The following is a 15092-nucleotide window of genomic DNA, read 5'->3' as shown; positions in this document are numbered from 1 at the left end:
AGGACGTCGTGAAAAGCTTCTTCTACTTTGACTGGCGCACCTGGTGGGCGATGGTCCAACTGGTTCGCTTCGAGCAGGACCCTGCCCGGCGCCGGCGCCAGTACCGCACCCTGTGTGCCGTCGTCCCGGCCATGGCTCTTCTGCACGCGGTGACGTTCGCACTCGACCCGATCGTCTTCCCGGCGTTGCGGCGCACCGACGTCCGGCAGCCCGTCTTCGTGGTGGGTCACGCCCGCAGCGGCACCACTTACTTGCATCGGATGCTCGCCAATGATCCCCGGTTCTCGTATGTCCTGCTGTGGGAAATGTTTTTCCCGTCGCTCATCGAGAAGAAGGTTTTGCGGGCGGTGTTGCGGTGGGACCAGCGGCTGGGTGGCCGGCTGCGCAGGCGCATCGACGCCCTCGATGAACGGCTTTTCAGCAAGAGCAACCAAGTTCACGAGTCGGGGCTGTTCGCACCGGAGGAGGACGAGTTCCTGCTGACGATGTCGTGCGCCTCAGGCTATTGGGTCGTGCAGTATCCCCGGGCTCAGCACCTGGACTTCTACTACGTCGACGACCGGTGGCCGGCGCGCAAGCGGCGCCGCGTCATGCAGTTCTACAAAGAGTGCGTGCGCCGCCAACTGGTCCTCAATGGACCCGGCAAGACGCACCTGTCCAAGGCGCCGATTCACTGCGGCCGCGTCGAAAGCCTGATCCAGACCTTCCCGGACGCCAAATTCGTTGTGCCGGTGCGCAATCCGTACGAAACGATCCCGAGCTTCCTGAAGCTGATGCAGTTTGCTTGGTCGGCCCGTAGGCAATCGGAGAGCGACATGCAGGCGTCGTTCCGGTCGTTCGTGGAGTCGTCGTATCACTACTACCAGCACCCGCTGGAGGTGTTGGACGCCCACCCCGAGGTGCCCAGCGTGATTCTGAACTACCGCGACCTGGTGACCGATCCGTCCGGCACGATGCACCAGGTGTACGACAAGCTCGGTCTTGACATGGCCCCAGAGCAAGAGAAAGCGCTCGCGGCCGAGAAGGGGCGTGAGTACCGATCCGGTCACTCGTACAGCCTCGAAGAGTTCGGCCTGGAAGCCGACGGCATCCGTATCCACCTGGCGCCGTTGTTCGATCGGTTTGGTTGGGAGGCTGACCGTGTCGGATGACCATGCCGCCGCGTTGCGCGGTGCCTGGGACGAGATGATCGAGCGGTTGGGTAGGGCGCGGGATGCCCTGGAATCTCCCGAGCTATACGCTCCGCCGCAGTCCGGGCCGCGCGAGCTCGCCGAGGGCTATCGCTATCTGCTCGGCTTCGTGCACTCGGCTGTGGAGCGCGCCTTCTTCGGCGATCCCGCCTTTCCGTACTTCCGCCGCGCCATCGGGGTGCTCGACAAGGCCACCATCGACAATGCCGACGCGATGTACCTCTCGACACCCATCGACGGCCGGTATGAGTACCGGATCACCGGCCAGGTACCGGACTCACGCCACTGGCGCGGTGAGCCGCCGGCGCCGTCGGGTGCCATTGCGCCGCAATACCTCATCGTCGAGGCCCATACCGGCTACGCCGGCGACACCGGCGACCTCGCTGAACTGCGGCCCGGCGTGCGCGGCAACACCGGCAAGCTGGACTCCGCCGAGCTGACTATCGGGCAGGACGGACGTTTCGAAATCATCCTGGCCCCCGAGCGGCCAGCCGGGTACGAGGGCAATTTCATCTCCACCCAGCGCATTTCAAAGGGCTCCGACGTTCATTATTTCGCGGAGTATGTCACCGTGCGGGCGTTGTATCACGACTGGGAGCGCGAGGAGGCCCCCGAACTGCTGATCCACCGCCTGGACAAGGTCGGCGAACATCCACCCGCGCTCGACGCGCCGGCCGCCGCGGCCGCGATGCGCCGCGTCGGCGAGATCGTCGACAACCAGACCCGGTTCTGGAACAAGTTCTACGACGTGGTGCTCGAGGCGCACGGAGATCGCAACGGCGACGGGCTGACCTTCATGCCGCGCAACGGGTTCAACGCCCCGGCCGGTGCGTCACTGGCTACTGGCGGCGGACAGAGCACCAACGTCTATTCCGGCGGGATGTATGACCTGGCCGAGGATGAGGTCCTGCTCATCGACACCGAAGTGTTCGAACCGCCCGCCTACATGGGCTTCCACCTGGCCAACGTCTGGGGCGAGTCACACGACTACGCCAACCACGTCAGCAGTCTCAACGGCACCCAGGCCCGCCGCGACGACGACGGGCACTACCGTTACGTCGTCGCCCACCGCGACCCCGGTGTGCCCAACTGGCTGGACACCACCGGGCTACGCCGGGGCTTCATGACCATGCGTTGGACCTATTCCCAGCCGACAGAGCGGCTGCCCGTGGTGACGGCGCGCAAGGTCGTTTTCGACGAGATTGACGATCACCTACCCGCGTCGACACCCAGGTTCTCGCCCGAGGACCGGCGCGAACAAATACGTGTCCGCCAGGAACACGTCCAACGTCGCTACCGGCAGTACTGAGTGGGCTCCGGACTCGAACCGCAACGCCGAAGGATCCGGCGCCCGGGAATCCATGGAGGATCGGCAGAGGGCCTCAACACTCGGTATTGAGGTCCAAAGTCCCTGTACGAGGAGCACCCCGAACAACGAGCGTGGCTTCATGATCCGTTTGAGCTGCCTTGTTGCCGCTGTTGTTGCGACCGTGAGTACGGCCGCGCCGGCCAGCGCCGACCCGCTGAGTGACTTGACGGGCTTGCTGCCGGCAGGCTACGGCAGCGGCGTATGCAAACCGACCGCGGCCGGGGCGGCACTTGCCGCTGTGAGCTGCGGGGCCAACTCGCTGCCCGGCGGCCCGACGGCGGCAACCTATTGGCTGTTCGGCGATGACAAAGCGATGCAAGAGGCATTCGCGTCCGCCTTGAGTGGTCCGGATTGGACGCCTGCGGCGTGTCCCGGCATGCGATCGTCTCTTCCAATTCCGCTGACGAAATCCGACGGCACCAGATACGGGTCGGTGGTCTGCGGACGCGCGAGCACCTTCCTGCCCGACCGAGATGGCGGCATCGCGTGGACGCGAGACGCGGACAAGCTTCTCGGCGTGGCGTATGTGGGGTATCAGGGCCAGGCGTATCCGGCCGGTCTGTTCGAGTGGGTGCGGGCGCAGCAGACCTAGAGTCCTTATCGCGCCGCCGGCGACCAAGCAAAGGTGTCCACGCCGGTGTCTACCCGGGTAGGGCTGCGGTTGTCGAGATCCGTTACCACCAGCCAGTTCCCGGAGGACGTGTCCAGGTAGGCGACGAAGTCGCCGGCACCCCACACCGGTTCCTGGGCGGCATTACAAACGCTCCCTCCGCGAGGGGAGTCTTGACAGGTCAACATAACCGCGACGTCGGTGACCGTCGTGCGCGGCAGCGACGAACCCGCGTCGAGGACCTGGATTGTCTTCGATGGATCGGCGGCGCCCCGCCCGGGAGGTTGCGTCGTGAACGCCACAGCGCCGGAACCCAAGGCCGTGATGTCGCCGTAGTACGAACCCGGCTTGGCGAATAGTGGAGTGGGTGCGGGCCGCTTCCCGCCGGTTTCGGCGGCGGCGACGGAGTAGATGCCGCCAGTGCGGACGGCGAATGGGGGCACGCCCGCGTCCAGCCCCGATGCGTCACCGTTGGCGAACAGTATTGCCTGGCCATCCTTGGAGTAAGTCACCGAGGAGGCGTTCGTGTCGGTGGCGACAGGCGTGGACGCACCGCCGACGGCAAGGACGTTGACATCCACCGGCCTCACGTCGCTGCGTGCCTGAACCCAGGCGATGTGGCGGCCGTCGGGCGCCCACGCGAAGCCGGATTCGGCGAACAGCTTCTGTTGTGTGGGTGCGAGCGCACCGGTGTCGGCCGCCGCGACCAGCAGGTAGCCGCCGTCCACCGCCCCACCGGTCGGGTTGTCGACGAAGGCAACCTGTTTCCCCGTGGGTGACCACCGGGGACTGGCGACCATCGCGGGTACGTCGCCGCTGCCATGCGCAAGGGCGGCTGGATCCACTAACCGCCGCGGTGGACCGACGGGTGCCAGTTGCGGTGACAGGTCGAGTATCCACAGTTCACCGCCATAGTCGGCGGCTGTCGCCTTGCGGACGAATACCACGTGCGACAGGTCTGGGGACGGCGCCGGCTGCGCATCCGCGGGTCCGTCCGTCAGCTTTCGGCCGGGGGTACCGGCGGGTTCGCTGACGTAGAGCGACCCCGTCTTGGTGTAGAACAGCGCACCCGGTCGCATGGTCATCGGGGCAGTTGTCCCGGACGTCGCGGTGGGTGGCGGCTGCGAGGCGGGTGAATTGGTTCTGGTCCCCGGAGTGCATGCGGCCAGCGCTGACACGGCCAGCAATGCGGCCCACCAACTCCTGCGGCGCCGGATCGTGGGCGTCGCCCGACTGTGGGCACCCATGTCGAACGGTTAGTCGCCGTCTTCGATGATGTGCATCGCGGCTTCCTCAGCCGAGGCTGCGCCGCCGCTGATACCGACGTCCTCGGCGACCAGTTCTGCCTCGGTGTCTTCGCCGAAGCCCAGGTCAGGCGCGACGAGGCGCCCCGCTCGGGCCCGTCCGACCTCGCCGTGCCGCGGAAACTCGGCTTCGCGCTCGGCTTCGTCGGAGCGTTGCCGTTCGTCTTCGTCCAACAACACATCGATTCGCGACGCCGGATCCGGTTCTTCCTCCGCAAGCAGCTGGTCCAGTGTTTCGGAAGGGCCGAAGGCGCCAGGTGCGTACGGACGCTCCGGCGGGGAGTACCCCTCGTCGAGGATGTCGTCGACGCCCCGGTCGATCAGCGTGTCCTCGGGTTGAAGCTGATTGTCGTCTTCGGTGCCGTATTCACCTGCCGCCGGGCCGGCCCAATAGGCATTGCTCACGGTGTCCCTCCTCCAAATCCTGATCACGCGGAATCGTTCGACTCGCGGGCAATCCACAACCTAAAGCGTTACGAGTGCTCCGCCCTAGGGTCGTTGGGCCTTCATGGGCGGCGACGTTGGGCTCGTCGCCCATACCCGCAGCTGCGAATGAGGGTCTTATTCCTGCCTACTCGATCACCGACCACTTCTCGGAACTTTCCCATATCCCGCCGTTGCCGGACTCTGAGCCTGTGCAACTGCCGCTGCGAGTCGAGTGCACCTCTCCGGGTCCCCCTCGCATCACCACCGTCCCGTCCAAACTGAAGACATAGGTAACGGGATCCGACGTATCCGTGGTCCAGATGCACGAGCGATCCGTCTCGTCGGGGTACCTCTGGTGCGTGGTCTGCGTTCCCGTCAACGTAACCCCGGACAAAGTGCCGGTCATGGTTCCTTCAAACGACTGCACCATGTACGACGGTTCCATGCTCAGGGTGCACGTGACCGCATTGCCGTTGACGTGGCAGTCGTGCACAGTGCCGTAGCGTTGGTCGCCGATCCGGAAGTGCTTCATGGGCGGCAGGCCGATGCCGGACGAGGTGGTGCTGGCTGGTCCGTCTTTGCGGCCATTCTCCGGCTGGGCTACCGGCCTACCCGTCGTCGTTGAGTGGCAGCCCGCAAGCCAGAGCGTGACCATCGTCATCGCCGCGACGGCGCCCGGTGTTTGTCTATGTGCAGGTAACTGCATGATTCCCCGATTTCGACGGTGCTCAGTCCACCGCTGTGTCCAGCTGTGATTTAGGAGCTGCGGCTAGTTGATCGCCCACCAGGGGAAGGATGCTTCTTCTTCCGGAATCGTCTTCTTCCGGAATCGTCGTGGTATATGAGTTGCCACACTTGCTGTTGTAAGTCACTTCCATCTGACTCGGTCCTTTGCGTATCACCACTGTCCCATCAGGACTGAAAACGAGCATGGCCGGATCGGAGATACTCGTCACGAAATTGCAACCGTCGGAACCGAATTGTTCGACACGTTTTGTGTGGGTGTCCGTCATCGTTAAGCCTGACAGGGTTCCGGTGATCTCCTCACTCTCCGTCATCGTCCCTAACTGATGTGTTACCGCGCATCTCATTGAGTTTCCATTTACCCGGCAATCGAAGTCGGCGCCGGCCAACGGTAACAACGGCATCCGGTTGTCAATAGAGACTTTGGGCCCACACGGATTGTCCGGGAGCACTGTTCAACAGTTTCGGGTGCCGCCCACATAGCAGCGACCAACTACCTGCGAACTGAGGTCTGAAGTCCCTATTCGGCGAGCGCCTCAGCGGACGAGGGTGCCCTTATGATCCGGCATTGCCTGCATAGTTGCCGCAGTCGTCACCACGTGTCGTCGTGGCGTTATTGGTTGCTGGCCGGTCTGGGCATGACGGTGATCTCGGTCGCGCCGGCGGTTGCCGCCCCGCCCGGCGACGACAACCCATCACCGCGGGATGACCTCGACCGCTATCCGCTCGCCGCGGGCCTCTACGAAGGCGTTTACGGCAGCCTCACGCCACAGACGCCCAACTTCTGGGGGTACTGGCTCTACTTCAAGACACCCGGGGGATGGTCATGCGGCCTGGCCCCCAACGGCGGCCCGATCGGCTGCGACATGGTGCCCGCCGACGCACCGCCGGGCACCAACCAGACCTTCGCCGATGCCGCCCATCCCGCCGGATATCGCCAATCCAATACTGCGACCTTCACCCGTGACGTCCCGGTGCTTCCCGCCGGTCAACGGGTGCAGACGGTTGGTGCCAGCTGCGCGATCGACGACACCGGCGCGGTGCACTGCCAGACGGAGGGCAACCACGGCTTCATCCTGTCCGCCAGCCACGGCGTGCTGTGGTAGCTGCGCGCTGCGGTTGCGGCACCGGCCATAAACTGAGCCTTCGTGGGTATGCTCTTTGGTTTCGCGCCGTGGATCGTCTACTGGGTGTTGGTCGGCAATGTCCCGTTCGAGATTGCCGTCGCGGTGTCGCTGTTGATCGCGCTGGCGGTGTTTGCGGTCGGGCGGGCCACCGACAAGCCCGGCCGAACGATTGAAATCGCTGCTGTCGCAACGTTTTCAGTGCTGACGGTGCTGACCTTTGCGCTCAGCGAGCCGGTGATGGCGCGGTGGATACAGCCGTTGAGCAACGCGGGGATCTTGCTCGGGGCGCTGGCCGGCCTGCTGATCGGCAAACCGTTCGTCCGCGAGTTCGCCGCGGCCGAACAACCGCCCGACGTGGTCAAGACCGAGCTGTTCGACGGGATGACCGTGACGTTGACCTGGTTGTGGGTCGCCGCGTTTGCCGGGATGACGCTGTCATCGGCGATCCCGCCTATCGTGCTGCGCGACGCCACCATCCTCGACACGAAGACGCCGCTGTCGTTCATCGGTTACTGGGTCGTCCCGTTTTCGCTATTGGGCCTGGCGGCCCTGGCGTCCCGGCTACTGTCCGATCGGATGCTGGCCGGGGTGGGCGACGCCGTCCGGGAAACCTCCTTCGTCGCCTACGACGAAGCCACCATCGACGAGCTGTACTACCTTGCCCAGGAGCACGCCAATCGCGAAGTCGGCCCAGGTAAAGAGGCTTACAACGTCAAGGTCGGCGGCATGGGAACGCCGCTGACGGGCGACGAGTCGCGCAAGTCGTGGCCCTCGACCTACAAGGTTCGCGACAAGAAGCGCTAGCAAATCTCGGCTCCCGTTACCCGCGCGACAACTTCTCCTGCTAAATCATGCCCATGGCGAACACGACGAGATGGTGGGTTGCGACGGTAGCGGTATCGGCAGCGCTGACGGCCTGCTCGTCGAGCGCGTCCGACTTTACGGGTGCGCATCCGGGCAGGGTGGACCTGAGCACCAAGGCCGGAACCGCGCTTACGATCACCCCGGACCGGATGCTGGCCGCCACCGGAGGCCTGACACCCGTGGCCTTGGGTAAGCCAGCGCACGGAAAGATCGCATACGCCGCAAACGGGGCACTGACATATACCCCCGACGGCGGCTTCACCGGTACCGACGAACTCAGCGTCACCGTCAGTCGCGCCGTCAAGACCTACGCCGAGAATCAGCTGCCCCTGGTCACCATGGGCGGTGTCGCCATCAAGGCCAGTGCGCACGGGTCCGGGATAGCCGCGGTACCCGGCGTTTCCGATGAAATCTACGGCCTCACCGACCGCGGCCCCAATGTCGACGGGCGTGCCCCCAACGAAAGGGTGTTCCCGGTACCGGATTTCCAGCCGCATATAGCCAAGCTCAAGCTCGCCGACGGCGTGGCCACAGTCGAGCGGACTATCCCGCTGCGCGGTTCGGACGGCTCACCGTTGGTCGGGCTGGTCGACCGGCAGGCCAATACCGGCGAGTCGGCGGTCGACCTCGACGGCATGCCGCTGCCGACTTCGGACTACGGAGTCGACCCCGAGGGCTTGGTCGCCACGCTCGATGGCAACTTCTGGGTGTCCGACGAGTACGGCCCCTACCTCATCCACTTCGACGCCAATGGCAAAGAGCTGGAACGCCTTTCGCCCTTCGACGGCACATTGCCCAAGGAGTTGTCGCTGCGCAGCCCCAACCGCGGAATGGAGGGGCTGACCATCAGCCCCGACGGCACGATGTTGGCCGGGATCATGCAGTCGGCGCTGCAGACACCGGGGCTGCAGGGCTCCGCAAAATCGGTGCCGCTCGCCCGCATCGTGACCGTCAACGTCGTCGACCCCCAAATCGTCCACGAGTATCTGTATCCGCTGGCCAATCCTCAGGACACCGACTTCGCGGTATCGGAGATCACGGCGCTGAGCGCCACCACGTTCCTGGTCGTCGAGCGGGACAGCAAGCCTGCGCCCAACGCGAACAAGAAGATCTACGCGGTGGACATTGCCGGGGCCACCGACGTCGGCCCCCGCTCGACGGTGCCCGGTGCGTCGTATCAGCCCGACGCCGGCGGCCTGCTCATCAACGGCGTCCCGATCGAAACCGCCATCGGTGTAGGTACCGATGCGGACGCCGTCGTCGCCAAGCTCAGGGCCGCCGGGATCACCGTTGCCGCCAAGACGCTGAAGCTCGACCTTGAAGCTCTGTTGCGAACGCTGTCGGCCAGCGGTGATTTCTACGGACACGACAAGATCGAAGGCCTCATCACCCCAGACGGTGGTAAGACACTCGTCATCGCCAACGACAGCGATTTCGGCCTGGCCGGCCTGGCTTCGGTGACCCCGCCGATGCGTCTGCGGCCCAAGATCCTGCCCAACGGGACGCAGGACAGCGGCGAGATTCTCGTCGTCGACACGACAGCGCTGCCGCCGAAGACCGAATCAATGAAAGTTCCGATCAAAGTCCGCTGAACGTTCAGCCGGTCAGTGGGCGCAGCCGAAACACCCTGATCTGTCGTGGAGCGCACTTGGCGCGGTAGCGCTCGTAGCCGGCGTAGAAATCGGTGGCGGTGGCCCATGCTCTGGCGCGATCGTCGCCGGTGAGCAGCTCTGCGCGGTACCGCCTGGGCGGTCCCTTGAATTCAACCGTGCATTCGGGGTGTGCCAGCAGGTTGGCGCTCCACGCGGGATGGTTGGCCCGCCCGTAGTTGGACCCGATCGCCAGCAGACCGTCGGAGTCTTCGAGGAATACCAACGGCTGGCTGCGCGGCCGGCCTGACTTGGCGCCGGTCGACGTGAGCAGACCAACCTTGTTCCAGCCGACCGAGCTCAGCCGGCCTCTGGTGCGCGGGATCAGCACCTTGTCGACGCGCGGCGCTACGTGAAGCGCGAACAGGTAACCCATCGGGCTGATCAAAGCGCGTTCCATGAGCGCCTCGTCCAGCCGCAACCGTCGTCCGCGAGTCGGGCTCTCCCGCCTCAGTGCCACGGCTAGACGGTACTCGATAGGTTGGACAGCCGGGGGCGAGAAGAGGCTGCGCCAGACAAGGAGGGTCACGATGAACGCTGTCAGTCCGGATGCCATTCGCGCGGAAACGATCACGATCACCGGGCACCGCGGCGACCAGATCGAGGCCTATCGGGCCATGCCGCTTGCCGAGGGCTCGCGCGGCGGCATCGTCTGGATCCACCACATGCCGGGCTACGACCGCGAGACCAAGGAGTTCGTCCGGCGGCTCGCGGTCAACGGTTACCACACCGTGGCGCCCAACCTGTATTCCCGTGAGGCCCCGGGCGCCGAATCGGACGATGCCGCCGCCGCGGCTCGGGCAGCCGGTGGTGTCCCCGACGAACGCCTGGTCGGCGATGTTGCCGGCGCCGTGGAGCACTTGCGCTCGCTGCCCGGAGCAAACGGTAGATTCGGCGTCATCGGGCACTGCTCGGGCGGGCGGCACGCCTTCCTGGCGGCATGCTGGCTGCCGTTCGACGCGGCCGTGGACTGCTACGGCGCTTTCATCGTCGAGGAGCCCCCGGAAGGGATGCCCAAGACCATGCAACCGATCCTGAACCTGGCGGCGAACCTGAGCTGCCCGCTGCTGGGGTTGTTCGGGGTCGAGGACCGGTTCCCGGCGCCCGCTGGGGTAGCCGCGCTGGATGCCGAGCTGACCAGGCGGGGCAAGCCGCACTCGTTCACCTCCTACGAGGGCGCGGGTCATGCGTTCTTTTCCGTCGACCGGCCGGCATACCGCGCGGAGGCGGCGCTGGACGGTTGGCGCCGCATCGACGAGTTCTTCGCTACGCACCTGAAAGGCTAGGTGTCCCAACGCATGTGCACTTACCTGACCGAACACCTGCAGATCGACGGCAGTGCCAAGGGCGCGACCGGGTGGTTCGGCGCCAGCCGGGCCACGGTGTATGTCGATCACCCCGTGCATGCCCGCTACGGCCACACGGTGAACATCGATGTGATCAACCCGGATCTCGGCCCGTCCGCTCGGGTCGCGCTCGAACTCACCGAGGAAAGCGCGCTGGCGTTGGCCGACGCAATCCGCAACGCGATCGCCCACGCGCCGGCCGGCCTGGCTTCCAAATACCAGAAGGACCAGTAGCCGACAGATGGGCATCGATCACGACTACCCACAGATGGCGGCCGCGCGCGGACGCATCGAGCCGGCGCCGCGCCGGATCCGCGGCTACCTTGACGACGCGCTGGTATTCGACACCACCGCCGCCCGCTATGTATGGGAATTACCTTACTACCCAACGTATTACGTGCCGATTACCGATGTCCGCAGGGAATTCCTGCGTGACGAGGACCATCCCCAAAAAGTTCAATTCGGTCCGTCGCGGTTATATTCGCTGGTCGGTGCGAACCGGACCCACCCGTCGGCCGCGCGAGTATTCGACGCCGACGGCGACAGTCCGCTCGCGGGCACGGTGCGCTTCGACTGGGACCCGCTGCGGTGGTTCGAGGAGGACGAGCAGATCTATGGCCACCCGCGCAATCCGTACACCCGGGTGGACGCGCTGCGCTCGCACCGCCACGTCCGGGTGCAGCTGGACGGCGTCGTGCTCGCCGACACCCGGTCACCGGTGCTGGTGTTCGAAACCGGTTTGCCGACCCGCTACTACATTGATCCCACCGACGTCGCCTTCGAACACCTGGAACTCAGCTCGACGCGGACGCTGTGCCCGTACAAAGGAACGACATCGGGCTACTGGTCGGTGCGGGTCGGCGACACGCTGCACGCTGACCTGGCATGGACCTACCAGTACCCGTTACCGGCCGTCGCCGCCATCGCCGGTTTGGTGGCGTTTTACAACGAAAAGCTCGACATCATTGTCGACGGTGTCGTGCTACCACGCCCACGCACCCAATTCAGCTGAGGTGGCCGCGGGAACCGGCTTAGCGCATTGTGATATTCGCCTCTGTTGGCCGTGCAATATAAGAATTTCTTATCTAACGACCGCGTAATTGCTCGGCAACAAGTTAGCCCCAGGGCTGAAGTGGCTGACACAGCAGCTATCCGTGTTTGCTGTAAGCCCGCTGACAAAATGCCCGATTATTGCAGCCTGAGTTTAGCCTGAGGCCGCGGGGTGACGTGGGTAACAATGCTGAAATCGAAATCTTTTCGTCGATAATTCAACGGCTAGACTCTTGCGAACGCGGTCAATCAGTGCTTTTTGGTGCTGAAATCCGGGTGGTCCCCGGGGCGGTCAGGTCGCACAGAGCAGTGGCGATGTCTGAAGCCCGCGCAACACAGCAAAGGCGGTGCCAACGTGAGCGATGTGAACGGCCAAAACACCGGCTGGGATGAGCGGGATGGCGCACAGGTCCAACTTTTCGGGTCCGGCGCTACACCGGATTTGCCGGCCGCGGTCGAGATCCGCCTGAACAACGGCCCCATCGCTGCCATGGCCATGAGCCCCGACGGCAGCCGGCTGCTGGTGACCAATTACAGCGACCACAGCGTGTCGGTCATCGACACCGACAACTGCCGGGTGGTGGAGACCATCGCCGGCGTCAACGAGCCGTTCGCTATCGCCACCGGCAGCGCGCCGGCCGCGCGGGCATACGTCAGCATCGTGTCGCCGTCCTACGACTCGATCGGCGTCATCGACACGTCCACCAACACCCTTGCCGCCACCCACCCGCTGACGCTCAGCGTCAACGATCTCACCGTCGACCCCGGCGGCAACTACGTCTACGTCAGCCGGAACGGCGCCCGCGGTGCCGACGTCGCTGTCCTGGACACCGCCACAGGCGGCGTCGAGGCCATCGACATCGCGACCGCCCCGGGCACCACCGCCGAGTGTGTGCGCAGCAGCACCGACGGGACCCGGCTCTACGTCGCCATCAACGGACCGTCCGGCGGCCAGCTGGTCGTCGTCGCGACGCGCGCGGAGCCCGACCCGGATGGCGGCGCCACCGGCCGTTCGCGCTGGCGCCGCAAGAACCCCAAAAACGCCCACGTCGCCCAGGACGGTAAGCCGAAACTGCGCGTCGTCGACACCATCGACATCGGTTCGGCGGTTCGCGATGTCGCGGTGAGCCCCGACGGCGCCACCGTCTACGTCGCCAGTTGCGGCGCCGACTTCGGCGCCGTCGTCGACGTCGTCGACAGCCGCGCCCGCGAGGTCACCGCTACCCGCAAGATCGACCAGATCGGTGGTTTGGTCACCCGCCTGACCCTGAGTAGTGACGGTGATCGGGCCTACCTGGTGAGCGAGGACCGGGTCACGGTGCTGAACACGCTCACCCAGGACATCATCGGCACCGTCCGCGTCGCGCAACCGTCCTGCGTCATCGAGAGCCGGGACGGCGGCCACGTGTACATCGCCGACTACACCGGCACGATCACCATGGTGCCGGTCGCCGCGACCGTCGCGCGCATCGACGACGCTCGCGAGTACGAGGCGTCGACCGAGTGGATCCTGCCCGAGCTGCTGCAGTACGAGGCGGCGCTGGCCTGACGGTCGTGGCCGGGACCGCTCCGGCCCGGCATTGAACGCGGTTCTCGGGGGAACCCGTTCTCATGACTTGCCCGCGGCGATAGCATTCGCCCGACCAGACATGAGGCGGTGCTGCGCCGAGATCCGTAAGGCGGTACATCTGATGTACAGCACGATGCAGGAATTCCCGCTGACCATCACCGCGATCATGCGGCACGGCTGCGGTGTCCACGGCCTACGCGAGGTGGTGACGGCCACCGGCGACGGCTATCGGCACACCAACTACCGCGACGTGGGGCAGCGCGCCGCCCAGCTGGCAAACGGATTGCGCCGCCTCGGGATCACCGGGGACCAGCGGGTGGCCACCTTCATGTGGAACAACACCGAACATCTGGTGGCCTACCTAGCCGTGCCGTCGATGGGCGCGGTGCTGCACACGCTGAACATCCGGCTGTTCGCCGAGCAGATCGTCTACGTGGCCAACGAGGCCGAAGACCGGGTCATCCTGGTCGACCTCTCCCTGGCCAAGCTGCTGGCCCCGGTGCTGTCCAAACTCGACAGCGTGCACACGGTGATCGCCGTCGGGGACGGCGACACCGCGCCCTTACAGGCATCCGGTAAGACCGTGCTGCGCTACGCCGAGGTGATCGACGGCGAGTCGGCCGAGTTCGACTGGCCGCAGCTCGACGAGAATTCCGCGGCCGCGATGTGCTACACCAGCGGCACCACCGGCAATCCCAAAGGTGTTGTCTACAGCCACCGTTCGAGCTTTCTGCACACCATGGCGACATGCACCACGAACGGCATCGGGGTGGGCTCCAGCGATCGGGTGCTGCCCATCGTGCCGATGTTTCACGCCAACGCCTGGGGGCTGCCGTATGCGGCCCTGATGGCCGGTGCCGACTTGGTGCTGCCGGACCGGCATCTCGACGCCCCGTCGCTCGTCCACATGATCGAGAACCTGCGGCCCACTTTGGCCGGCGCGGTGCCGACCATCTGGAACGACGTCATGCATCACCTGGCGAAAGACCCCGGCCACGACGTGTCCTCGCTGCGTCTGGTCGCCTGCGGCGGCTCGGCGGTCCCGGAATCGCTGATGCGCACCTTCGAAGAAAAGCACGGCGTCCAGATCCGGCAGCTGTGGGGCATGACGGAGACCTCGCCGATGGCCACCATGGCGTGGCCGCCCCCGGGAACCCCGCCGGACCGGCACTGGGCCATCCGGTCGACGCAGGGCCAGCCGGTGTGCGGGGTGGAGGCCAGGATCGTCGACGACAACAGCCAGGTGCTGCCCAACGACGGCAAAGCCGTCGGCGAGGTGGAAGTTCGCGGTCCGTGGATCACCGGTTCGTATTACCTGGGATATGACGAGTCGAAGTTCGACTCCGGCTGGCTGCGCACCGGCGACGTCGGCCGTATCGACGAGCAGGGTTTCATCACGCTCACCGACCGGGCCAAGGACGTCATCAAGTCGGGCGGCGAGTGGATTTCGTCGGTCGAGCTGGAGAACCTGTTGATCGCGCATCCCGACGTGGTCGAGGCGGCCGTGGTGGGCGTGCCCGACGAGCGCTGGCAGGAACGGCCGCTGGCGGTGGTCGTCACTCGCGAGGGAGTCGACGTGAGTGCCGGTGATCTGCGGAAGTTCTTGGCGGACAAGGTAGCTCGGTGGTGGTTGCCCGAACGGTGGGCCGTTGCCGAAGAGATCCCGCGGACCAGCGTGGGCAAGTACGACAAGAAGACCATCCGGTCCCGCTACGCCGAGGGCGGTTACGACGTTGTCGAGGTGCACAACTGAACGCCGCGGGGGCGCCATCCGCTGTGCCCGAGCAGTCATAGAATCGCATAGCCACGCGGCAAAACGTGCGATTGTGTGTCTGCTCGCGAG

Annotated in this window: 16 protein-coding genes; 11 read left to right on the top strand and 5 right to left on the bottom strand. The window is 65.4% G+C overall.

Going from position 1 to position 15092, the window contains the following annotated elements; all coding sequences use genetic code 11:
* Window positions 1-8: 8 nt before the first annotated feature.
* From MKAN_RS07920 to MKAN_RS07910, 3 genes are all read left to right on the top strand, one after another.
* Window positions 9-1151, top strand: coding sequence for a sulfotransferase family protein (locus MKAN_RS07920; protein ID WP_023367019.1), 1143 nt, complete (start codon window positions 9-11; stop codon window positions 1149-1151).
* Window positions 1141-2499 carry a hypothetical protein gene (locus MKAN_RS07915; RefSeq protein WP_023367017.1) on the top strand — a complete coding sequence of 453 codons (1359 nt, stop codon included), beginning with the start codon at window positions 1141-1143 and terminating at the stop codon, window positions 2497-2499. Before MKAN_RS07920 ends, MKAN_RS07915 begins: the two co-directional genes overlap by 11 nt.
* Window positions 2500-2680: 181 nt before the next feature.
* Complete coding sequence (locus MKAN_RS07910; protein ID WP_023367015.1) at window positions 2681-3151, top strand: hypothetical protein; 471 nt, start codon at window positions 2681-2683, stop codon at window positions 3149-3151.
* Between the two features lie 5 nt (window positions 3152-3156).
* Here the strand turns inward: MKAN_RS07910 and MKAN_RS07905 are convergent, their stop codons facing one another.
* The 4 genes from MKAN_RS07905 to MKAN_RS30375 all read right to left on the bottom strand — a co-directional run bounded on the left by MKAN_RS07905 (window position 3157) and on the right by MKAN_RS30375 (window position 5957).
* A complete protein-coding gene (locus MKAN_RS07905) occupies window positions 3157-4254 on the bottom strand; it encodes a hypothetical protein (protein WP_225722870.1) in 1098 nt (365 codons plus the stop codon).
* 171 nt (window positions 4255-4425) lie between these two features.
* Complete coding sequence (locus tag MKAN_RS07900) at window positions 4426-4878, bottom strand: DUF5709 domain-containing protein (RefSeq protein ID WP_023367009.1); 453 nt, start codon at window positions 4876-4878, stop codon at window positions 4426-4428.
* A 166-nt stretch (window positions 4879-5044) separates the two neighbouring features.
* Window positions 5045-5431: a hypothetical protein gene (locus MKAN_RS07895; protein ID WP_023367007.1), complete on the bottom strand. Its 387-nt coding sequence runs from the start codon at window positions 5429-5431 to the stop codon at window positions 5045-5047.
* A gap of 196 nt (window positions 5432-5627) precedes the next feature.
* A complete protein-coding gene (locus MKAN_RS30375) occupies window positions 5628-5957 on the bottom strand; it encodes a hypothetical protein (protein ID WP_082276303.1) in 330 nt (109 codons plus the stop codon).
* A gap of 285 nt (window positions 5958-6242) precedes the next feature.
* Here MKAN_RS30375 and MKAN_RS07890 point away from each other — a divergent pair, with 285 nt between their 5' ends.
* The 3 genes from MKAN_RS07890 to MKAN_RS07875 are packed head-to-tail and all read left to right on the top strand — an operon-like array spanning window position 6243 to window position 9226.
* Window positions 6243-6749: a hypothetical protein gene (locus MKAN_RS07890; RefSeq protein WP_023367005.1), complete on the top strand. Its 507-nt coding sequence runs from the start codon at window positions 6243-6245 to the stop codon at window positions 6747-6749.
* A gap of 42 nt (window positions 6750-6791) precedes the next feature.
* A complete protein-coding gene (locus MKAN_RS07885; protein ID WP_023367003.1) occupies window positions 6792-7574 on the top strand; it encodes a hypothetical protein in 783 nt (260 codons plus the stop codon).
* A gap of 47 nt (window positions 7575-7621) precedes the next feature.
* A complete protein-coding gene (locus MKAN_RS07875) occupies window positions 7622-9226 on the top strand; it encodes an esterase-like activity of phytase family protein (RefSeq protein WP_036392341.1) in 1605 nt (534 codons plus the stop codon).
* 4 nt (window positions 9227-9230) lie between these two features.
* Here the strand turns inward: MKAN_RS07875 and MKAN_RS07870 are convergent, their stop codons facing one another.
* On the bottom strand, window positions 9231-9743 hold the full coding sequence (locus MKAN_RS07870; protein ID WP_225722869.1) for a nitroreductase family deazaflavin-dependent oxidoreductase: 513 nt from the start codon (window positions 9741-9743) through the stop codon (window positions 9231-9233).
* A 70-nt stretch (window positions 9744-9813) separates the two neighbouring features.
* Between MKAN_RS07870 and MKAN_RS07865 the strand changes: the two genes are divergently transcribed.
* The 5 genes from MKAN_RS07865 (at window position 9814) to MKAN_RS07845 (ending at window position 15002) form a co-directional block, all read left to right on the top strand.
* The gene (locus MKAN_RS07865) at window positions 9814-10569 is read left to right on the top strand and encodes a dienelactone hydrolase family protein (protein ID WP_023366995.1); all 756 of its coding nucleotides are present in this window, start codon (window positions 9814-9816) and stop codon (window positions 10567-10569) included.
* 12 nt (window positions 10570-10581) lie between these two features.
* Window positions 10582-10863 carry a DUF6295 family protein gene (locus tag MKAN_RS07860; protein ID WP_036392665.1) on the top strand — a complete coding sequence of 94 codons (282 nt, stop codon included), beginning with the start codon at window positions 10582-10584 and terminating at the stop codon, window positions 10861-10863.
* Window positions 10864-10876: 13 nt separating this feature from the next.
* On the top strand, window positions 10877-11641 hold the full coding sequence (locus MKAN_RS07855) for a DUF427 domain-containing protein (protein ID WP_103797936.1): 765 nt from the start codon (window positions 10877-10879) through the stop codon (window positions 11639-11641).
* Between the two features lie 393 nt (window positions 11642-12034).
* Window positions 12035-13228, top strand: coding sequence for a YncE family protein (locus tag MKAN_RS07850; protein ID WP_023366989.1), 1194 nt, complete (start codon window positions 12035-12037; stop codon window positions 13226-13228).
* 142 nt (window positions 13229-13370) lie between these two features.
* Window positions 13371-15002, top strand: coding sequence for a long-chain fatty acid--CoA ligase (locus tag MKAN_RS07845; protein ID WP_036392667.1), 1632 nt, complete (start codon window positions 13371-13373; stop codon window positions 15000-15002).
* The last annotated feature ends 90 nt before the right edge of the window (window positions 15003-15092 follow it).

Origin of the sequence: Mycobacterium kansasii ATCC 12478 (genome assembly GCF_000157895.3) — a bacterium.
Taxonomy (GTDB): Bacteria; Actinomycetota; Actinomycetes; order Mycobacteriales; family Mycobacteriaceae; genus Mycobacterium; species Mycobacterium kansasii.
The sequence above is the reverse complement of the archived record's forward strand: the minus strand, read 5'-3'. Positions and strand labels throughout refer to the sequence as shown.

Coding starts and splice junctions, on each gene's coding strand:
- MKAN_RS30375 (WP_082276303.1), bottom strand. CDS start 5,957: ATGACGGAGAGTGAGGAGATCACCGGAACCCTGTCAGGCTTAACGATG.
- MKAN_RS07865 (WP_023366995.1), top strand. CDS start 9,814: ATGAACGCTGTCAGTCCGGATGCCATTCGCGCGGAAACGATCACGATC.
- MKAN_RS07905 (WP_225722870.1), bottom strand. CDS start 4,254: ATGACCATGCGACCGGGTGCGCTGTTCTACACCAAGACGGGGTCGCTC.
- MKAN_RS07860 (WP_036392665.1), top strand. CDS start 10,582: ATGTGCACTTACCTGACCGAACACCTGCAGATCGACGGCAGTGCCAAG.
- MKAN_RS07875 (WP_036392341.1), top strand. CDS start 7,622: ATGCCCATGGCGAACACGACGAGATGGTGGGTTGCGACGGTAGCGGTA.
- MKAN_RS07895 (WP_023367007.1), bottom strand. CDS start 5,431: ATGAAGCACTTCCGGATCGGCGACCAACGCTACGGCACTGTGCACGAC.
- MKAN_RS07845 (WP_036392667.1), top strand. CDS start 13,371: ATGTACAGCACGATGCAGGAATTCCCGCTGACCATCACCGCGATCATG.